11 protein-coding genes and 1 pseudogene are annotated in these 18068 nt (G+C 63.0%); 4 read left to right on the forward strand and 8 right to left on the reverse strand.

What is annotated here, in order from left to right; translation table 11 throughout:
- A pseudogene (locus JHD67_RS18075) lies at nt 1-168 on the forward strand (citrate-proton symporter); the annotation flags it as partial.
- 51 nt (nt 169-219) lie between these two features.
- On the opposite strand, the gene JHD67_RS18080 reads toward JHD67_RS18075, so the two are convergent.
- The gene (locus JHD67_RS18080) at nt 220-1659 is read right to left on the reverse strand and encodes an FAD-dependent oxidoreductase (protein WP_199100588.1); all 1440 of its coding nucleotides are present in this window, start codon (nt 1657-1659) and stop codon (nt 220-222) included.
- On the reverse strand, nt 1656-6101 hold the full coding sequence (gltB, locus tag JHD67_RS18085) for a glutamate synthase large subunit (RefSeq protein ID WP_199100589.1): 4446 nt from the start codon (nt 6099-6101) through the stop codon (nt 1656-1658). Before gltB ends, JHD67_RS18080 begins: the two co-directional genes overlap by 4 nt.
- 374 nt (nt 6102-6475) lie before the next feature.
- Between gltB and JHD67_RS18090 the strand changes: the two genes are divergently transcribed.
- Both JHD67_RS18090 and JHD67_RS18095 read left to right on the forward strand, forming a co-directional pair.
- Nucleotides 6476-7675 carry a peptidoglycan DD-metalloendopeptidase family protein gene (locus tag JHD67_RS18090; protein ID WP_199100590.1) on the forward strand — a complete coding sequence of 400 codons (1200 nt, stop codon included), beginning with the start codon at nt 6476-6478 and terminating at the stop codon, nt 7673-7675.
- A 120-nt stretch (nt 7676-7795) separates the two neighbouring features.
- The gene (locus tag JHD67_RS18095; RefSeq protein ID WP_199100591.1) at nt 7796-9163 is read left to right on the forward strand and encodes a S41 family peptidase; all 1368 of its coding nucleotides are present in this window, start codon (nt 7796-7798) and stop codon (nt 9161-9163) included.
- Between the two features lie 266 nt (nt 9164-9429).
- On the opposite strand, the gene JHD67_RS18100 is transcribed toward JHD67_RS18095, so the two are convergent.
- The 5 genes from JHD67_RS18100 to JHD67_RS22935 all read right to left on the reverse strand — a co-directional run bounded on the left by JHD67_RS18100 (nt 9430) and on the right by JHD67_RS22935 (nt 16059).
- Nucleotides 9430-9843: a VOC family protein gene (locus tag JHD67_RS18100; RefSeq protein ID WP_199100592.1), complete on the reverse strand. Its 414-nt coding sequence runs from the start codon at nt 9841-9843 to the stop codon at nt 9430-9432.
- Nucleotides 9844-10096: 253 nt separating this feature from the next.
- Nucleotides 10097-10942 carry a hypothetical protein gene (locus tag JHD67_RS18105; protein WP_199100593.1) on the reverse strand — a complete coding sequence of 282 codons (846 nt, stop codon included), beginning with the start codon at nt 10940-10942 and terminating at the stop codon, nt 10097-10099.
- A 241-nt stretch (nt 10943-11183) separates the two neighbouring features.
- Entirely contained in the window at nt 11184-11573 is a 390-nt protein-coding gene (locus tag JHD67_RS18110) for a hypothetical protein (protein ID WP_199100594.1), read from the reverse strand.
- Nucleotides 11574-11981: 408 nt separating this feature from the next.
- A complete protein-coding gene (locus JHD67_RS18115) occupies nt 11982-14246 on the reverse strand; it encodes a CocE/NonD family hydrolase (RefSeq protein WP_199100595.1) in 2265 nt (754 codons plus the stop codon).
- Nucleotides 14247-14598: 352 nt separating this feature from the next.
- The gene (locus JHD67_RS22935; RefSeq protein WP_199100596.1) at nt 14599-16059 is read right to left on the reverse strand and encodes a S41 family peptidase; all 1461 of its coding nucleotides are present in this window, start codon (nt 16057-16059) and stop codon (nt 14599-14601) included.
- Between the two features lie 275 nt (nt 16060-16334).
- Between JHD67_RS22935 and JHD67_RS18125 the strand changes: the two genes are divergently transcribed.
- Nucleotides 16335-16889: a YaeQ family protein gene (locus JHD67_RS18125; protein WP_199100597.1), complete on the forward strand. Its 555-nt coding sequence runs from the start codon at nt 16335-16337 to the stop codon at nt 16887-16889.
- Between the two features lie 454 nt (nt 16890-17343).
- Here JHD67_RS18125 and JHD67_RS18130 read toward each other — a convergent pair whose 3' ends face one another.
- A complete protein-coding gene (locus JHD67_RS18130) occupies nt 17344-17760 on the reverse strand; it encodes an ankyrin repeat domain-containing protein (RefSeq protein WP_199100598.1) in 417 nt (138 codons plus the stop codon).
- Nucleotides 17761-18068: the final 308 nt, after the last annotated feature.

Genomic DNA, 18068 nt, shown 5'->3' on the forward strand with positions numbered 1-18068 from the left:
ACGGCGGTGTTTGGCGGCTTTACCGCCAATATCGCCACATGGCTGATCCATACCACCGGCGACAAGGCCTCGCCCGGTTACTGGATGTCGTTCGCGGCGGCCTGCGCGTTCAGCGCCACCCTGGTGCTCTACAAGCTGCGTCGTCGGGAGACCTTGAGCCCCGCGTGACGCGGGTGGCGAGCCAGACCATGGCCTGGCTCGCCAGCTACACGGCGTAGCTTACGCGCGCAGCAGCGCGGGCAGCTCCGCGGTGGCCAGCATGCGCACGATGGAAGCGGCTGCTTCACGGCCGTCGTACACGGCGCGCACCACCAGATCCGCACCACGCACGTTGTCGCCGCCAGCAAAGATGCGCGCATGGCTGGTCTGGTGTTCCAACGCGCCGTTGGCGCCGGTGACGACGCGGCCAGACTTATCCAGCGCCACGCCATGCGAACGCAGCCAATCCGGCGGGCTGGGCAGAAAGCCGAAGGACTGGATCACCACATCCGCATCGATCACGTACTCGGTGCCGGGCACGTTCTGCGGACGCAGGCGCCCCGAACCATCGTCCACCAGCGCGGTTTCCACCACGCGTACGCCGCGCACATTGCCACGCGCACCGCCCAGGATTTCCAGCGGCTGGCGCTGGAACAGGAAGGTGACGCCCTCTTCGCGGCTGTAACCCACTTCGCGCGCGGACCCGGGCATGTTCGCTTCGTCGCGACGATACACGCAGGTCACGCTGGCGGCGCCCAGGCGGACGGCGGTGCGGTTGCAGTCCATGCCGGTGTCGCCACCGCCCAGTACCACCACGTGCTTGCCACGCAGGTCGAAGGCCGGCGATGGCGCTTCGTCGCGCAGCAGGCGCTCGGTGTTGGAAATCAGGAACGGCAGCGCATCGTGCACGCCGCGCAGCTCGCGACCCGGCAGTTGCGCGTCCACATAGGTATACGCGCCGGTGCCGACGAACACGGCATCGTAGTCTTCCAAGAGCTGGCCCAACTCAACGTCACGGCCTACCTCGTGATTGAGCAGAAAGCGCACGCCCATGCCTTCCAGCAACTGGCGTCGGGTGCGCACCACCTCCTTGTCGAGTTTGAATGGCGGAATGCCAAAGGTGAGCAGGCCACCGATCTCGCTCTGGCGGTCGTATACATCCGCGGCGATGCCCGCGCGACGCAGACGGTCCGCGCAGGCGAGGCCGGCCGGGCCCGCGCCAATGATCGCCACGCGCTTGCCGGTTTCCTTGACCGCGGAAAGATCCGGACGCCACCCCAGGCGCAGCGCTTCGTCGGTGACCCAACGTTCAATGCTGCCGATGGTTACCGCCCCGAAGGCCGTCTGCTCCAGCGTGCAGGCGCCTTCGCACAGGCGATCCTGCGGACACACGCGACCGCAGATTTCCGGCAGCGGGTTGGTTTCGTGCATCAGCGTGGCCGCTTCCATCAGGCGGCCTTCCTGCACCAGCCTGAGCCAGTTGGGAATGTAGTTGTGCACCGGGCAGGCGTGCTCGCAATACGGGTTGCCGCAATCGATGCAGCGCTCTGCCTGGGTGCCTGCCTGCGCCGAGCCGAAGTCACCGGCGATCTCGCCATAGCCGAGCACGCGGATGGATACCGGCACGGTACGCGGCGTCTGGCGCGGCACGTTGAGGAACTGGAAATCCTTGCCGCTCATGCCGCGCTCCTCAACTCTTCCGCCAGCGCCGCCAGGCTCGCCGCCTTGGGCTTCACCAGCCAGAACTTGTATTGCAGGCCACGGAAATCGGCCAGGATGCGCCGCCCCCATGCGCTGCCGGTGAACTCCACATGACGCGCCACCAGGCTGCGAAGGTGCTGCATGTAGTGCTCCATGCCCTCCGGCGAAATGCGCAGGATGTCCACCAGCTCATGGTTGTAGCAATCGACAAAGGTGCGCTCCAGGTCGAGCACATAGGCGAAGCCGCCCGTCATGCCCGCACCGAAGTTGAGGCCCACCTTGCCCAGCACGGCGACCACTCCGCCGGTCATGTATTCGCAGCAGTGATCGCCGGCGCCTTCCACCACCGCCAACGCGCCGGAATTGCGTACGGCGAAACGTTCGCCGGCGCGGCCGGCTGCGTACAGCTCACCATCGGTGGCGCCATACAGGCAGGTGTTGCCGATGATGGCGGCATCCTGGCTGGCGAACGGCGAATCCGCTGGCGGACGCACGATGATGCGGCCGCCGGCCATGCCCTTGCCGACGCCATCATTGGCTTCGCCGGTGAGGTCGATGTGCACGCCGCCCGCGTTCCACGCACCCAGGCTCTGCCCGGCGGCGCCCGTGAGCTTGAGTACGATGGGCTGTTCGTCCATGCCGTGGTCGCCATGATGACGAGCCACCTCGCCGGACAAGCGCGCGCCGATGGCGCGATCGGTGTTGGCGATATCAAAGGCGAACTCGCCGCCACGTTGGTTGCGCACCGCCTCGCGCGTAAGCGCGTCGATGCGCTGCGCGAGCGCCGCTTCGTCGCGCATGGGGTTGCGCGGCGAAGTACAGGCAAAATCGACGTTGCTGCCCAGGGTGCCGGGGCCCAGCAGCGGCTGCAGATCGAGCTTGTGCTGCACGGGCGTATTGCCCTGCACCTGCTCGAGCAGATCCGCGCGGCCGATGATTTCGTCCAGGCTACGTGCGCCCAAGCGTGCGAGATGCGCGCGCACGTCCTCGGCGAGGAAGCGGAAATAGTTCATCACCATCTCCGGCAGGCCGATGAAGTGCTCCTTGCGCAACACGGCATGCTGGGTCGCCACGCCGGTGGCGCAGTTGTTGAGATGGCAGATGCGCAGGTACTTGCAGCCCAGCGCTACCATCGGACCGGTGCCGAAGCCGAAGCTCTCCGCGCCGAGCAGCGCGGCCTTGATCACATCCAGGCCGGTCTTGAGGCCACCGTCGGTCTGCAGTCGCACGCGGCCGCGCAGGTCATTGCGGCGCAGCGTCTGCTGCGCTTCGGCCAGGCCAAGCTCCCACGGCGTGCCTGCATACTTGATCGAGGTGAGCGGACTGGCGCCGGTGCCGCCATCGTGACCGCTGACGGTGATGAGATCAGCCCCGGCCTTCACCACGCCTGCCGCCACCGTGCCCACGCCGGCATGGCTCACCAGCTTCACCGAGACGAGCGCGGCGGGGTTCACTTCCTTGAGGTCGTGGATCAGCTCGGCCAGATCCTCGATGGAATAAATGTCGTGATGCGGCGGCGGCGAAATCAGGCCGATGCCGGGCTTGGCATAGCGCAGGCGCGCGATGGTGGCATCCACCTTGTGGCCGGGCAACTGGCCGCCCTCGCCCGGCTTGGCGCCCTGGGCGATCTTTATCTGCAATACCTCCGCATTGACCAGGTATTGCGGCGTGACGCCGAAGCGTCCGGACGCGACCTGCTTGATCTTGGACATCTTCTCGGTGCCGTAGCGCGCCGGGTCTTCGCCGCCTTCACCCGAGTTGCTGCGCGCGCCCAGGCGATTCATGGCGATGGCCAGCGCCTCGTGCGCCTCGGGCGATAACGCGCCCAGCGACATGCCGGCCGAATCAAAGCGACGCAGGATGCTCTGCACCGACTCCACCTGCTCCAGCGCTATCGGCTCGCGCAGCGGGCGCGGCGCCAGCAGGTCGCGCAGCGCCGAAGGCGGGCGATGGTCGACGAAGTTGGCGTAGGCGCGATAGTCCGCCGCATTGCCCGTGCGCACGGCCTTTTGCAGGCTGCCGATCACGTCCGGGTTGTACATGTGGTACTCGCCGCCGTACACGAATTTGTACAGGCCACCGGCGCGCAACGGCAGCGCGTCACTCCAGGCTTCGGCGGCGAGCAGGCGCTGGTCGTGTTCCAGCTCAGCGAAGCTGGCGCCACCAATGCGCGAAGGCGTGCCAGGGAAGCACAGCTCCACCACCGCGGGGGCAAGGCCCACAATTTCGAACAACTGTGCACCGCGATAGCCCGCCACGGTGGAAATGCCCATCTTGGAAAGGATCTTCAGCAGACCCTTGCGAATGCCACGGCGATAGCTGCGACCCACTTCAAAGCGGTCGCTGGCGATATGGCCCTCGCGGCCCAGCTCGAACAAGCTCTGGTAGGCCAGCCACGGATAGATCGCGGTGGCGCCGAAGCCGAGCAGACAGGCGAACTGATGCGGATCGCGCGGCGTCGCCGTCTCCACCAGGATGTTGCACTGGCAACGCAGCCCCGTATCGATCAGATGCGCATGCACCGCGCCCACCGCCAGCAGCGAATGGACCGGTAGCAGATCCTGCTGTGGATAGCGGTCGCTGAGAAACACCAGCTGGCAACCGTCACGCACCGCCTGCTCCACTTCGCGGCAAAGACGACGGAGCGCGGCCTCCAGGCCTTCTTCCGGCGCGTACATCAGGTCGAAGCGCGGCGTACCGGCAAACTGCGGCAGGGCCAGCAACTCGCGCAGCTTGCGCTGCGAAAGCACTGGCGAGTTGATCAGGATCTGCTTGGCATTTTCCGGCGCAAGATCGAACACGTTCGCCTCGGGGCCGATCTGGGTGACCAGCGACATCACCAGCTTTTCGCGCAGCGGATCGATCGGCGGATTGGTGACCTGCGCAAACCCCTGACGGAAGCGGTCGAACAGCGGCCGCACCTGGCGCGACATGGCCGCGATGGGGGTGTCGTCGCCCATCGAGCCGGTAGCCTCCTGCTCCAGCTCCACCATCGCCTTGAGCACGGTTTCGCGCTCCTCGCGCGAGAGCCCGTAGAGCTTCTGGTAGCGGCGCAGTTCTTCTTGCGGCAGCGGTTCGGCAGCCAGCGAGGGATCGATCAGATCCGACTCCAGGTAGCTCACGCCCGCGCGCAGCCAATCGCGGAACGGCGCGCGTTGGCGGTTGATGTCATCGATGTCGGCATCGCGCAGCAGGCGATGTGCCTTCAGATCCACCGCGATCATTTCGCCCGGCGCCAGGCGCCCCTTGGCGACGACCTGGGAGGACGGCACATCCCACAGGCCCGCTTCGGAGGCGACAATCAGGTGATTGTCGGCCGACAACGCCCAGCGCGCGGGTCGCAGCCCGTTGCGGTCCAGCGTGCAGGCGGCGTAATGGCCGTCGCACATGACGAGGCCCGCAGGGCCGTCCCACGGTTCGCTGTGCAGCGCGTAGTACTCGTAGAAGGCGGCCAAATCTTCGTCGATGCCTTCGCGCGCGGCGAAGGCCGGGGGCACCAGCACACGCATGGCGGCGATCAGGTCGAGGCCGCCCGCCACCAGCACTTCCAGCGCGTTGTCCAGGCTCTCCGAGTCCGAACCGGTCTGGCGTACCAGCGGCCCGATGTCGGACAGATCGACCAGCGGCGAGTGCAGGATGGACTGGCGCGACTGCATCCAGCGCCGGTTGGCGCGGATGGTGTTGATCTCACCGTTGTGCGCCAGCAGGCGGAACGGCTGGGCCAAGCGCCACTGCGGCGTGGTATTGGTGGAATAGCGCTGATGGAACACCACCGCATCGGCACTCAGCGCCGGATGTGAAAGATCGGCGAACACCTCGCGCAGCCGCCCCGGCGCCGCCATCGCCTTGTAACCGATCACGTCGGCGGACAAGGTGACCACGTAGAAATGCTCATCCGTCGCCAGCGCGGTTTCGGCGCGGCGGCGCGCACGGAACAGCGCGCGTTCGAACGAGGCGTCATCCCGCTCCCCAGCGGGCTCCACGAACACCTGGCGTACGCGCGGTCGCGCCGCCGCAGCCAGCGGTCCGCAGGCATCGGCATTCACCGCTACTTCGCGCCAACCCGCCACATGCAGGCCTTCTTCGCGAAGGCAACGCTCCAGCGTGGCGACCGCGGCGTCGCTGCCGCGCGGATCAAGAAACACCACACCCGCCGCGAAGCGCTCACCCAGCGCAATGCCCGCTTCACTCGCCAAGGCGTTGAGCCACACCACCGGACGATGGAACAGCACGCCGCAGCCATCGCCGCTGATGCCATCCGCATTCACGCCACCGCGATGGGACAGTTTGGCCAGCGCGTCGAACGCCGTATCCACCACCCATGCGCTGTCGCGCCCGTCGATCTGCGCTACCAGACCGAAACCACAGCTGTCGTGCTCAAACGCAGCGTCGTAAAGCGTCGCTGGAACTGCCTTCGCCATCTCGCCTCCCCGGCCGATGGAACAGAGACACGCGGTCCCAACGGTACCGAGAGAACCGCTGCCACATGTCCGGGTGTGGATTCGAATAAAGCACAATTGGTGCGTCGCGTCAAAGCAATCTATACGTCCAAATGAAAGTTTCACCTGGAAGCATTTTTGTCCGCTGGACAAAACGCCAACCCCAGGTGCCGCACCGCGTGCACGACCTCGGCGGCCACGCATCCCGGCCATTCGCGCGTCGCACCAGCACCGACCGGGTGGTTCGATGCATACCAGTGATCTCATGCGTTGCGTGACCGCCATCATGTCGCGCAGCCAAACAGACGGCACAGGCCGGCTCGCGTGCTGTCACCCCGGTCTGTGATAATGGGCTAATGCCCATACCAGTCCGTCGTGCCCGCCCCCTCGTCTGTGCCATTACCGGCGCCCTCGTGCTCAGCCTCGCCGCCCTGCCCGCCTGGGCGCTGCAGGACAGCAAGACTCGCGCCGAACAGGCCGACGCGCAGAAAAGGCTCTCCGACATACGCAGCAAGATGGAGGCGCTGGCCAAGGAACAGGCCGAGACCGCCGCCAAGCGCGACAGCGCCACCGCCGAACTGGCCAAGCAGGCCAACGCCGTGGCCGCCGCCGCCAAGGCCGTGCGCGAAACCGACAACCAGCTGGCCGCCAAGCAGAAAGACCTGAACCAGCTGCAGCAACAACGCGCCGACCTGCAGAAGAACCTGGAAGGGCAGCGCGCCGCCATCGCCGAGCTGTTGCGCGCCACCTACGCACTTGGCCGCGGCTCGGACCTGCGCCTGTTGATGGGCGAGGACGATGTCGCCCGCATTGCCCAGGCGCTGGCCTACTCCAAGTATTTCCAGGAGGACCGCGTGCAGCGCGTGCAGACGCTGATGGGCGATCTGGCTCGCCTGCAGGATTTGGAAACCCAGATCACCGCACAGCAGCAGGCGCTGCAGGCCAGTCGCGCCGAACGGGAGACCCAGACCAAGGCACTGGAGCAGCAGCGCGCCAGCCAGGCCAGGCTGGTGGCCGATACCGATGCCCAATACAAAGACCAGGGCGCCAAGCTGGCCGCCCTCAAGCAGAACGAGGCCTCGCTCAACTCGCTGGTGGACAAGCTGCAAAAAGCCATCGACGAGGCCGCCCGCGAAGCCGAGCGCGCCGCCAAGGCCAACGCCGGCAGCACCAGCCCGCCGGCAGGCAAGGGCTTGGTCAACATCCGTGGCAACCTGCCCTGGCCGGCCAACGGCGTGGTCAATACCTACGGCAACGGCGTGCTCATCAAGGCCCAGGGCGGCAGCGAAGTGCGCGCGGTGGCCGCCGGCAAGGTGGTCTATGCCGCCTTCCTGCGCGGCTACGGCATGCTGGTGATCGTGAGCCACGGCAACGGCTGGATGAGCATGTACGGCAACAACGAGTCGTTGCTGCACGGCGTGGGCGACCAGGTGTCGGCCGGCGAAGTGGTAGGCACCGCCACCGCCCCCACCGGGGTCAATACCGGCGTGTACTTCGAGCTGCGCCAGAACAACAAGCCGGTGGACCCGCGCAGCTGGCTGGGCAAGGCACGTTGACGCCACCTGCGCGCCGTCGCAGGCTAATCTTCAGGCCATGGCATTGAATTTCGGCGCGCGGCGGCGGTCAAAATGACCGCGCCAGCCCCTACCCCTTCGATTTCCCGGAGTCCCCCACCCATGCGGTTTTCCACCTTGAGCCTGGCCGTCCTGCTGCTGGCCACGCCCCTGGCGCAGGCCCAGACGGCGCCCGCGTCCAGCGGCAGCAAGACCCCGCCGGCCAGCGCGCCGGCCGCCGCCGCGTCCGCACCCGATCGCCTGGACCTGGATGACATCCGCAACTTCAGCCGCGTCTACGAGATCGTGCGGCAGGCGTATGTGGAGCCGGTGGACAACAAGACCCTGATGAAGGCCGCCATCAGCGGCATGCTCAGCGGACTGGACCCGCACAGCGAATACCTCGACAAAGATGGCCTCGCCGAGCTCAACGAGGACACCACCGGTCAATACGGCGGCCTGGGTATCGAAGTGCTGCAAGTGGATGGCACCCTGCGCATCATCGCCCCCATCGACGACACCCCCGCCTCCCGCGGTGGCATCAAGCCTGGCGACACCATCATCAAGGTGAACGGCAAGCCGGTGGATTCGGAAAATATCGACGAGATGTTCAAGGAGCTGCGCGGCGACCCCGGCTCCAAGATTACCTTGACCATCCTGCACGAAAAGTCGGACAAGCCGATCGACATACCACTGGTGCGCGAGCGTATTTCGGTGACCAGCGTGAAGGTACGGGAGTTGGAGCCCGGCTATGCGTACGTGCGCGTTAGCCAGTTTCAGGACGACACCGCCGCCGACCTGGAGAAGAAGCTCGGCGAGCTCATCCGCAAGAACGGCCCACAGAAGGGCGCCATCCTCGACCTGCGCTCCAACCCGGGCGGCCTGCTCACCGCCGCCGTAGGGGTGAGCGACGACTTCCTCAATAGCGGCACCATCGTCACCACGCGTGGCCGCCTGCAGGATGCCAATCTCAGCTTCGAGGCGCACCCGGGCGACTTGCTCAACGGTGCGCCTATGGTGGTGCTGGTGGACAACGGCACCGCCTCTGCCGCCGAGATCGTCTCCGGCGCGCTGAAGGACAACCATCGCGCCCTCATCATCGGTCGCCGCACCTTCGGCAAGGGCGTGGTGCAAACCGTGCTTCCGCTGGACAACGACCACGCCGTGAAGATCACCACCGCGCGCTACTACACGCCCAACGGCACCTCGATCCAGGCCGAAGGCATCAAGCCCGACATCGCCCTGGCCGACCTGGCCGTCAACAAGGCCGATAGCGCGCCCGTGCTGGTGAGCTCGGAGGCGGACCTGCCCAACCACCTCGCCAACGAAGACAGCAAGCTCGGCAAGGACATCGACAACGACGGCAGTGCCGAAAACGCCAAGCTTGCCACGCAGGATTACGCCCTGTCGCAAGCACTCAACGTGCTCAAGGGCCTGGCCCTGAACCACGTGGCGCCGGCCGCTCCCTCGCCACCGCCCAGCAAGCACTGATCCCCACTGACGTACACACCAACGCCCCGCCATGTTCCACACGGCGGGGCGTTTGTTTTTGCCATCCGGGGATACGCTAGACAGCGACGGCATCCCACAACGACGTCATCGCCGCGAAGGCGGAGATCCCGTGACTTCAACCGGTAGTAGGCATAAGTCCACCCCGTTGTTGCGGTCACCGCTACGTCATCAGGCCTTTCCCGGATTCGACCACGGACGATCCCAGGGACCGCGCCCACATTCAACGGGCGCAACCGCGCTCCCTATCAACCGTGCGAAGGCATACCGTTCGGGTCCATCCACATCACCTCCCAGATGTGACCATCCGGGTCCTCGAAGCTGCGGCCAAACATAAAGCCGTGATCCTGCACTGGCGTGGGGTCTGCCTTGCCGCCGGCTGCGCTGGCCTTGTCCACCAAGCTCGATACCTCCTCCCGGCCCTCCGCCGAGAGGCAAAGCAGTACCTGCGCATCCACATGCGCGTCCACGATCCGCTTGGAGGTGAACTGGCGCCACTTATCGTGCGTCAGCAGCATGGCGTAGATCGACTCGGAGAACACCATGCAGGCGGCGGTGTCATCAGTGAATACGGGGTTGTTCACCGCACCCACCGCCTCGTAGAACGCCTTGGACCGCTTCAGGTCCGTCACCGGCAGGTTGACGAAAATCATCTTGCTCATGGTTCATTCCTTGAAATACACGCCGCGGCCGGATTGCCACGGCGTGATACGACGAATCAACCGCACGAAAATCGACACGCCCCGATACGCACCCAACGCTCCACCTCAGCATGGTGTTGCGCGGGTACGCTGGAATCAGGATCTACAACGGCGAGAGGCTGATAGATAGCCATCAGCCTCTCGCCATGTAAACAGATACCGACGGAACCGCGAGCGGTGCTTTTCCGGCGACCTTGAAAGCCGATCAGGGCGGTTACTTCGTATAGGTTTCCGTCTTGAACACACTGGGATCGATAGCCGCCCCAAGCTTGAGCGACCGCACCTCGGAAATCACCGTATAGGGCGCCAGCGGACTCGCATTGAGGGGATCGACGTTTTGATACAGCACGATGGACTTCTTGTCCGACGTCGTCACCACGCCATCCTTCTCATAGACGCACATATCGATGGCGGCCTTGGAGCTGATCAGCGGATGGGACTTGGGAAGGCAACGCAGATTGACACCCGCTACGGTGCGCCTGTCCGTATAGCTGTCATTGGTCTCGATCGGGTTCCTCGCATTGAATGCCGCCAGACCGTCGTCCGACGCATTCACGGAGGTCGTGCCATCGTCGTGACCGCTCACGTTGATCTGCTTGCCGTCACGCTCGATGACGACTTCAAAGGACTTGTCAGGCACCACCTTGATCTCGCAACCCTTCTCGGCCACCAGATTGTCAAGATCGACCTTGTAGACCGACTCGGCCTTCTTCAGCCAGGAATGGCCGTCCGAAATATACGTCGTGCGCTGCATGACGTAATCGTCAGGCATGCGTGGGTAGGGCTTGATCGGCACGTGCAGTGACTCCGCACCAAGCACACAGAGCTTGTAGGCCATGTCACCCATGCCATGGAGCATGCCATCGGCGGGCGTGGGGCGATCGATCACCACCACTTCATAGCTATTGCCTGGCGCACTGCTGCCTGTAGCCGCAGAGGTGGCCGCGTGGCCATCCGTGGATGTACTCGAATTACCGCATGCCACGAGGGGCAGACAACAGGCTGCCAGCATCGGCAGAAACCGCATAGGCCGCGACACGGCGACACCATTCAATGGCATGGATCATCTTCCTTTTGAAGTAACGAGGCGCCATCGGTTGACTCGAACTGACCAGCCGATAGTGGGCGCTTGCGCGGCCCAGTCGAGGCGCTGGGTCGCGACCACGCGCCGTGGGAATGTCCGCACGTGGAATGGGCCATCCGTACGCGAACAGCGAACGCTTTCGGCCGAGTCACCCATGGCAGGGCCCGTCGACGAGGCCCGCGTGGCGGGCACATCAACGGGCATTCCTTTTCAACCGTCAGGATTTGAACTGGAGTAACGGCAAGCCGACCTGCTTGCGGCAACCGTTACGCATGGCCTGCTCTTCCTTGACGGTGTCTTCCAGCGATGAGGACGACTTGCCGCCGCTCTGCATCGATGCCACGGATGCAATGGCGCGCTCGGCAAACTTCGCGCCGAAACACTTGCAGTAGTCACCCAGCTTTGGGTTCCCTTTCAGATCGGCCTCACCGTAGGGCACCGGGATGTCGGTGGCCTGATTCATGCACATGTCGGCGTACTGGTTGGTGGCGGACGACAGCGGGGCGTCAGCTTGGGCAACGGATGGCATCACTGCGTTGGTGACGATGCCGAGCGCGAGAGCGAGTAGCGCGCCGCACAAGGTCGGCGATATATGGCGAACTAACATCATGGATCTCCATCTAGTCATGAGTACGAACATCGAAAAAGCAGACACGCCCATATATGGCGTGCACGATGACTAGCGCGCATGTCTCCCTGACTGCCTGGAGAAGACGTGCCAATCCCTGGCCAATGGAGCATTTAAGGTGAAGGATGCCCCTGGGCGAGCATTGTCTCAGAAAAATATGGCAACCTGAGCAAGCAAGACCCTACCTATCATAGGTACTGGGACCTCTACCGCAGCTTCTTCAATGGGTGCAGGCGCTGGTAATGACTTAACAGCGTTCCGGCGAGACCTGAACCACGCGCTGGTGTCGATCACCTTGCCGCTGCTGCCCCATGCCGGCGAATCCCAAGGGCCCGCTGCCTATCAGTAGCCCTCACCCGCCGCGCGCCTTGATTAGGCTCTGCGAGGCTAGCGCCAGACCGGTATATCGAGATAGCTGCTACCTAGCCAACGAATTTCGAGCGGTCCGCTCGAGTCGGCGACGGTTTCATCGCTCACGTCCTTGCCCGACCCATAGTTGATTTGACGGTCGGGGCCTTTGACGACACCAACGACGGCAACCAGGCGGCTTCCTGGCTGCAACACCCGACTCGTGAGTCGGCCATTTTGAAAATCGATACGCTGCCTGCCAGGCGTCAACAATTGCCGATGAGTGCGATCCTTAATGTAACTGGCGCGCGCCAGGTACCAGGAAAGCTGGAAGTAACGTCCATCGGCGAGCTGTTCGTACAAAGCAATGGAGACGTCCACGTCCCGTTTATTAAGGACAAAATCGAGCCTCCCGGAAAACAAACCACTGAACTCGGTGGCTTGTCGCAATGGTGCACTCACGAAAACGAGCGCATTTCTCCGGTCGATCGTTTTGTCGATTATCTGGTCGGAAGGTGCGACGTCGACATCATCTCGGTTGGCAAAGTCGACCTTGAGTGTGGCGGAGACCACATCCGTGGGCCCTTTCTCGCTCAGAACCCAGTCGTCTCCATCCTGGATTGAGCTTAGGTACAGGCGCATTTTGCCGTTGCTCATGGCGGCCAGCGACGGGGCGTGCTTCCACACGTTGGCACCCATCACTTCGTAGTTCACCGTATCCGTCAGAAGCTGCGGCTTGGGCCCACCACGCAACACATAGTCAAACCACTGGTAACGCAACACCTTGCCGAAATTTACATTGGCGACTGGATCGATGGCATAGCCGCTAAGCATGGGCCATGCGCTACGCTGCGCGCCAATGTGGTTGTAAGGTCCAATGATCAGGTAGTGTTCTGCCGCGCGGTTATAGAGATGGTGCTGGATGAAGTAATAAAGCGCGCTGATTTGTCCGCCGTCGTAGTAGCCCGTGGTGGTCAATACGGGGATGTTGATTGCTGCAAACTCCGCCTTGTATGGAATCATGGCCTGCCAATAGGCATCGTACGATGGATGGTCGAGCCATCGCCGAAAGACCGTGTTGGGCGTCCCATCGATCACATCCATGTCGCGATATGCGCGACCGCCGGAATACCATTCGCGATTGAGCCTGATCCAGTGTGACTGATCGTCGTAATACGACTGATCCAGGCGCTTATCCCGCGTGATATAGGGTGCCCACGGATAGATGAAATTGAGGAATACGTTGCCCTCCATCGGCACGTCGATACCGGGTGCCGCCGTTACCGAAGGCATCATTGCCTTCAGTGCCGCAGGCAAGTGCTTTGCTGCCGCCCATTGAGCGAAGCCGTTGTAACTCCCGCCATACATGCCGACCCGGCCGTCACTCCAGGGTTGTCGGCTGATCCATTCAATGACCGCGTCCGCATCGGCCCCATCATGCTCGTAAGGCACTTGCACATCCGGGCTTCTACCCATGCCGCGGGTATAGGCAACGACCGCCGCATAGTCGTGAGCTGCCGTCAATCGCGCTTCTGCCATGCTCCAGACTGGATTGGCGTATACCGTGAAACCCAACAGGGTCGACTGCCTTTCCGAAGCGTGCCGCGGCCGCACGACGATGGCGTTAATTGACGCACCATCGGACGTTTTAATGAGCACATCGGCGATTTCATAACGGCGATGGTCGTCTTCGGCGACCAGGCGCGCGCTCGACGCTTGCATCTGCTGCAGGGCCTGTGCTGTCAGGTATTTGCTGATCAAATTCAGGGCATCGGCTTGCCCCACGTCGAATTTTCCACGTTGGCTATCGAGTGCCTGGCGAAACTCCCTCTCGGCATCTTCGATGGATGGCCCATAGGGATCATTGGCGGATCCGAACGCGTTGACGGCCAACGCCGCCCCGAGGTCGTCGAGCGACTGAAAGACTTCACGAAAGGCGCGCGGAAAGGCCTGCTCAAACGACTCGTTTCGGCGACTCGCCTCAATGCAGGTATGGGCATAGACGCGATAAAAGATCGCTGACGCCTCACCTGCCGTGTCCTGTGCACGTCTGCTCTGATTTTGCAGGGAGAGCAATGTCTGCTCGGCCCCAACACAATCATCGGACACCAATTGAAGCCGGAAACGCTGGATCGCCGCTTTGGAAGTATCGACCTCTCGATATTCAGCCAGCGTGCGCCTGGCCAGGGCGTTGAGTGCTGCCGCCGGCCCCTTGTCAGGGCCTGGCAAAGACCGCTCGCTCGCGCTGGCCGTCATGATCTGTGAGGTCAACAGTAAGACTGATAAACCAATGCCACGCAGCATGCCGAAGTCCTTTAGCATTGAATGGAGTCGCACTCCGATCCTTGGGGACATTTGTACCGACTGCAACTTCAACCGGTCAACGCAGCACGTTGATGAGATCGTTCTTCGTGGAATATCAATACTCTACTCATTCTTGGCAGCCTCTCTAACGATCCTGCTGTGCCAATAGCTCGGATTACCCCTGGATTTAAGGTACTTCCGGCCTGCTGGCCAGCGAGCGATGAATCTGAGCCTGGATGCCGGGCAACACACCTTCTGCTGACACCGTGTCGGGGTGTTGCGTTGACCGGTTGAAATTGCAGTCGAAAGCGGACATGTCGTGCCGCCGGCCCCCGCAATGCATTCAGCGACCTCAGGGGCCCGCCAGATTCCGGCTCGCTGCCATAGCACCGGCCCTGCGGATCGCCTTCCCATAGTCGCCCGTAGCGGGCTCCAAGCCTATGACCTGGTAACGGATCCGCGGGGAAAGCCCACACCACTCATAGCTTTGCCCACCCGGGTCGCGGTAGATCTCCGTGGACATGGACAGGATCCAACCGTTGGGCAGGCCCTTTTCGGTGGCATCGGAGAATATGCCCTGGGTGGTCTCGCCGACCTGAATCACGTTGGGGAGCTGACGCATTCTCAAGGCGAAGACTTCGGCCGCGCTGGCAGTGAGTTCGCTCGTCACCATGTAGACCGGCTTTCGATAGCTCACACCGTGATACGGAACGATATCGAATCGCTGCACCGAACCGCCATGCAAGGCCTGCTTGCTATAAGCCGGCCGGATCTTGTCAGCAAAACGGGCCGCGATGTCCGCTGACACCTCGTCTTCGCCGCCAAGATTGTGCGAGATATCCAAGACCAGCGCCCTGGTGTCTTTCAGGTCAGTCAGGGCAAGATCCAGCGCTGATCGCAAACGAGAACGCTCACTCTCCAGATCCGTATCTACGCCGAAGCCCGTCATCTCGTTGATGGCAAGGTACCCGACATCGTCCTGCAGCCGCCCCCATACGAGAGCGCCTCCCAGTGCTTGGCGATACGTGTCAGGAAGGAGCGTTGCTGCCGCCTGGCTGCGCTCACGAGGCATCCAGCTACCGAACACCCAGTCAAGGAAGTTGTCGTACTGACGTTGTCGAGAGAACTGCCGGTTCAGCTCCCGAAAGTCTTCCCCGCGAAAAGAACGCAGCCTGAAAGGTTTGCCGTTCACGGTTCCTGAAATGCTGGTGTGAGGGTCTTCCACGTTTTCAAACAACGCAGAAAGAACTGCGAGCAAATCCCGCTCAGTTTTGGCCTCGGCAATGCGAGGCCTGAGGCGGTTCGAGCGATCTGACCAGTCGACGTGGTGCTCCCGCGCAAAGGGATAAAACTCCGTTAGCGACGCGGCCACTGCATCAAAGATGTACCTGGGATTCGTACGATCTATTGCTGCAGTGCAGGCAATCGGCATCCCGGCCATCGACTGCGTTTGATATCGCGTTCCATCCGGAGCCGAGGCGAAGAATGCCAACGATCCCGAGGCATTCGTGCCGAAGAAGGGAACCAGCTCAATGGCGGCCTGCACCCCGGCGTGCTCGGTGTCTCGCCAGCAGACGTCACCCGCATGATCATAGACATCCACGGATACCGGTTTGAAATCAAAAGCCATCCCATAACCCGGCAGGTCCCAGTATCCCCGGGCAGGCGAAGCCACGCGGCTCTCCGAAATCGTGCGGTCGACCAGCCCCGGCGAGTGTGCGTGCACGGCCAGCGGGTGGAAAAAGCCCAAGACGGCAATCGATGCAAGGGCCATCATGCGGGCACGGTGGCGAATGTTGGCGAGTCCTACCACTTCATCTCCCTGATTTTGGCTTACATCCGCGACCTGTTTTTGCGAGGTCCGCTGTGGGTCGGAAGCGGACCAATGCTAGCTCGTTATCCCACGCTGGCGGGTTGATCGGAACAGTGGGCAGATTTGGCGATACAGACAACGGCGTGAGCCCGACTCTGCATTCGATGGACGACTACGGCCAACCTCCTGGCATGGCCGCAAGACGGGCGGCCCAAGCATGGACCCCGGGGCAAAGCCGCGTAAAATGGTGGCTTTACGCCCACTCAAGTGCCCCCATGGCCCTCACCGCCACCATCCACAAGGCCGAACTGTCGATCAGCGACATGGACCGGCACTACTACGCCACCCACGCATTGACCCTCGCCCGGCATCCGTCGGAAACCGAGGAGCGATTGATGGCGCGCCTGCTCGCGTTCACGCTGTATGCCGACGAACGGCTGGAGTTCGGCAAGGGGCTCAGCGACACCGACGAACCGGCCCTGTGGCGCAAGGCCTATACCGACGAGATCGAGCTGTGGATCGACGTCGGCCTCCCTGATGAAACACGCTTGCGCAAAGCCTGCAACCAGTCGCGGCACGTCGTGGTGCTGGCCTATGGCGGCCATGCCGTCGACGTCTGGTGGAGCAAGATCGCCAGCACGCTCACCCGCCACGACAACCTCAGCGTGCTCGCCATCGACCACGCCGACATGCAGCAACTGGCTGCCCTGTGCGAGCGCAGCATGCGCCTGCAATGCCTGATCCAGGACGGCGAACTGCAGCTCATCGCCGGCGACCTCACGCTGCCGATCCGTCCGGCTATCCGCAAGGGCGAGTACGCTGTCGCTTGAGAAAGTGCCCCTGCCCCGTTTTGAAACGTCCGCCGTGGGTCGACAGCGGACAGTTGCAAGCACTCAAAGCGTAAGCCTCAGCTCCAATGTGCGCTATGTCTAGTTGCATGTGGCTCGATCTATAGGTCAAAGGTGGTGCCGCAGACTTCGCAACTGGAGCCGTTGCTTCCGCGTGGAAAGGTGCTTTTACAAGCGGGGCACCGCCAGTATTGAGGCAGGACGAACAGCACCAGGGGCATAAGGGCTACGAAGCTGCAAATCCAGTAAGCGCTAGACCAAGGGCCCTTCAACCATGAATCGACCGCGATTGACCCTAGAAACCAAAGCAGGAGGACAGCCGGTGTCATCAGTCGTACCACATTCCGTCGATGCCGCACCTCTTCTGACTGCGCTGGTGTTGCCGTCGTCATCAAACCCTCGTTGATTTACGTCTGCCTTGGGTCGACAGCGGACCTTAGCGTTTGGCCGCCGCCAGGTTAGACAGTATGAGGGAAATGGCGACCCCGTCCTCGTCCTTCCGTGCGTTGGCGCGTCCCCTTGCGGTGTGCCCCATCCAGCCTGTGATATCCGGGTCTGCTCCATAGCGCATCAGTAACTCGACTATCTCTGGATAGTCCCCCTGAACAGCAACAGATAAGGGGGTCTCCCCGACCTTTGCCAACTCGTGCGCGTTGACCGCTGATCCGTGATCAAGAAGCCATTGGGCGGCTTTGTAATGCTGGCAATCGACAGCGTAATGGAGAGGCGTCCAGCTGATGTCATCAAAGAGGTTCATATCAAAGCCGGACGCGACCAGCCTAGCCATCTCTTCGATGTCGCCATCACGCGCAGCCCTATGCAAGCGCTCGGCCTCAAACCAGTTATCGTCCATGTCTTTGCTCTTGTGACGAGGGAAAAGCCCGGCCGATTCTAAGTCCTTTGCGAGGTCCGCTATGGGTTGCGACTTCAGCCGGTCAACGCAACACGCTCCTTCCGCTCGCGCGTCTATAGTGTGTCTGTCTCTTATACACATCTCCGAGCCCACGAGACCCGTGACCGAATCTCGTGTTGCGTGGTAGGCTTGAAAAGAGGGGGGGGGGGGGGGGGGGGGGGGGGGGGGGGGGGGGGGGGGGGGGGGGGGGGGGGGGGGGGGGGGGGGGGGGGGGGGGGGGGGGGGGGGGGGGGGGGGGGGGGGGGGGG

This window comes from Dyella sp. ASV21 (assembly GCF_016428975.1).
Taxonomy (GTDB): domain Bacteria; phylum Pseudomonadota; class Gammaproteobacteria; order Xanthomonadales; family Rhodanobacteraceae; genus Dyella.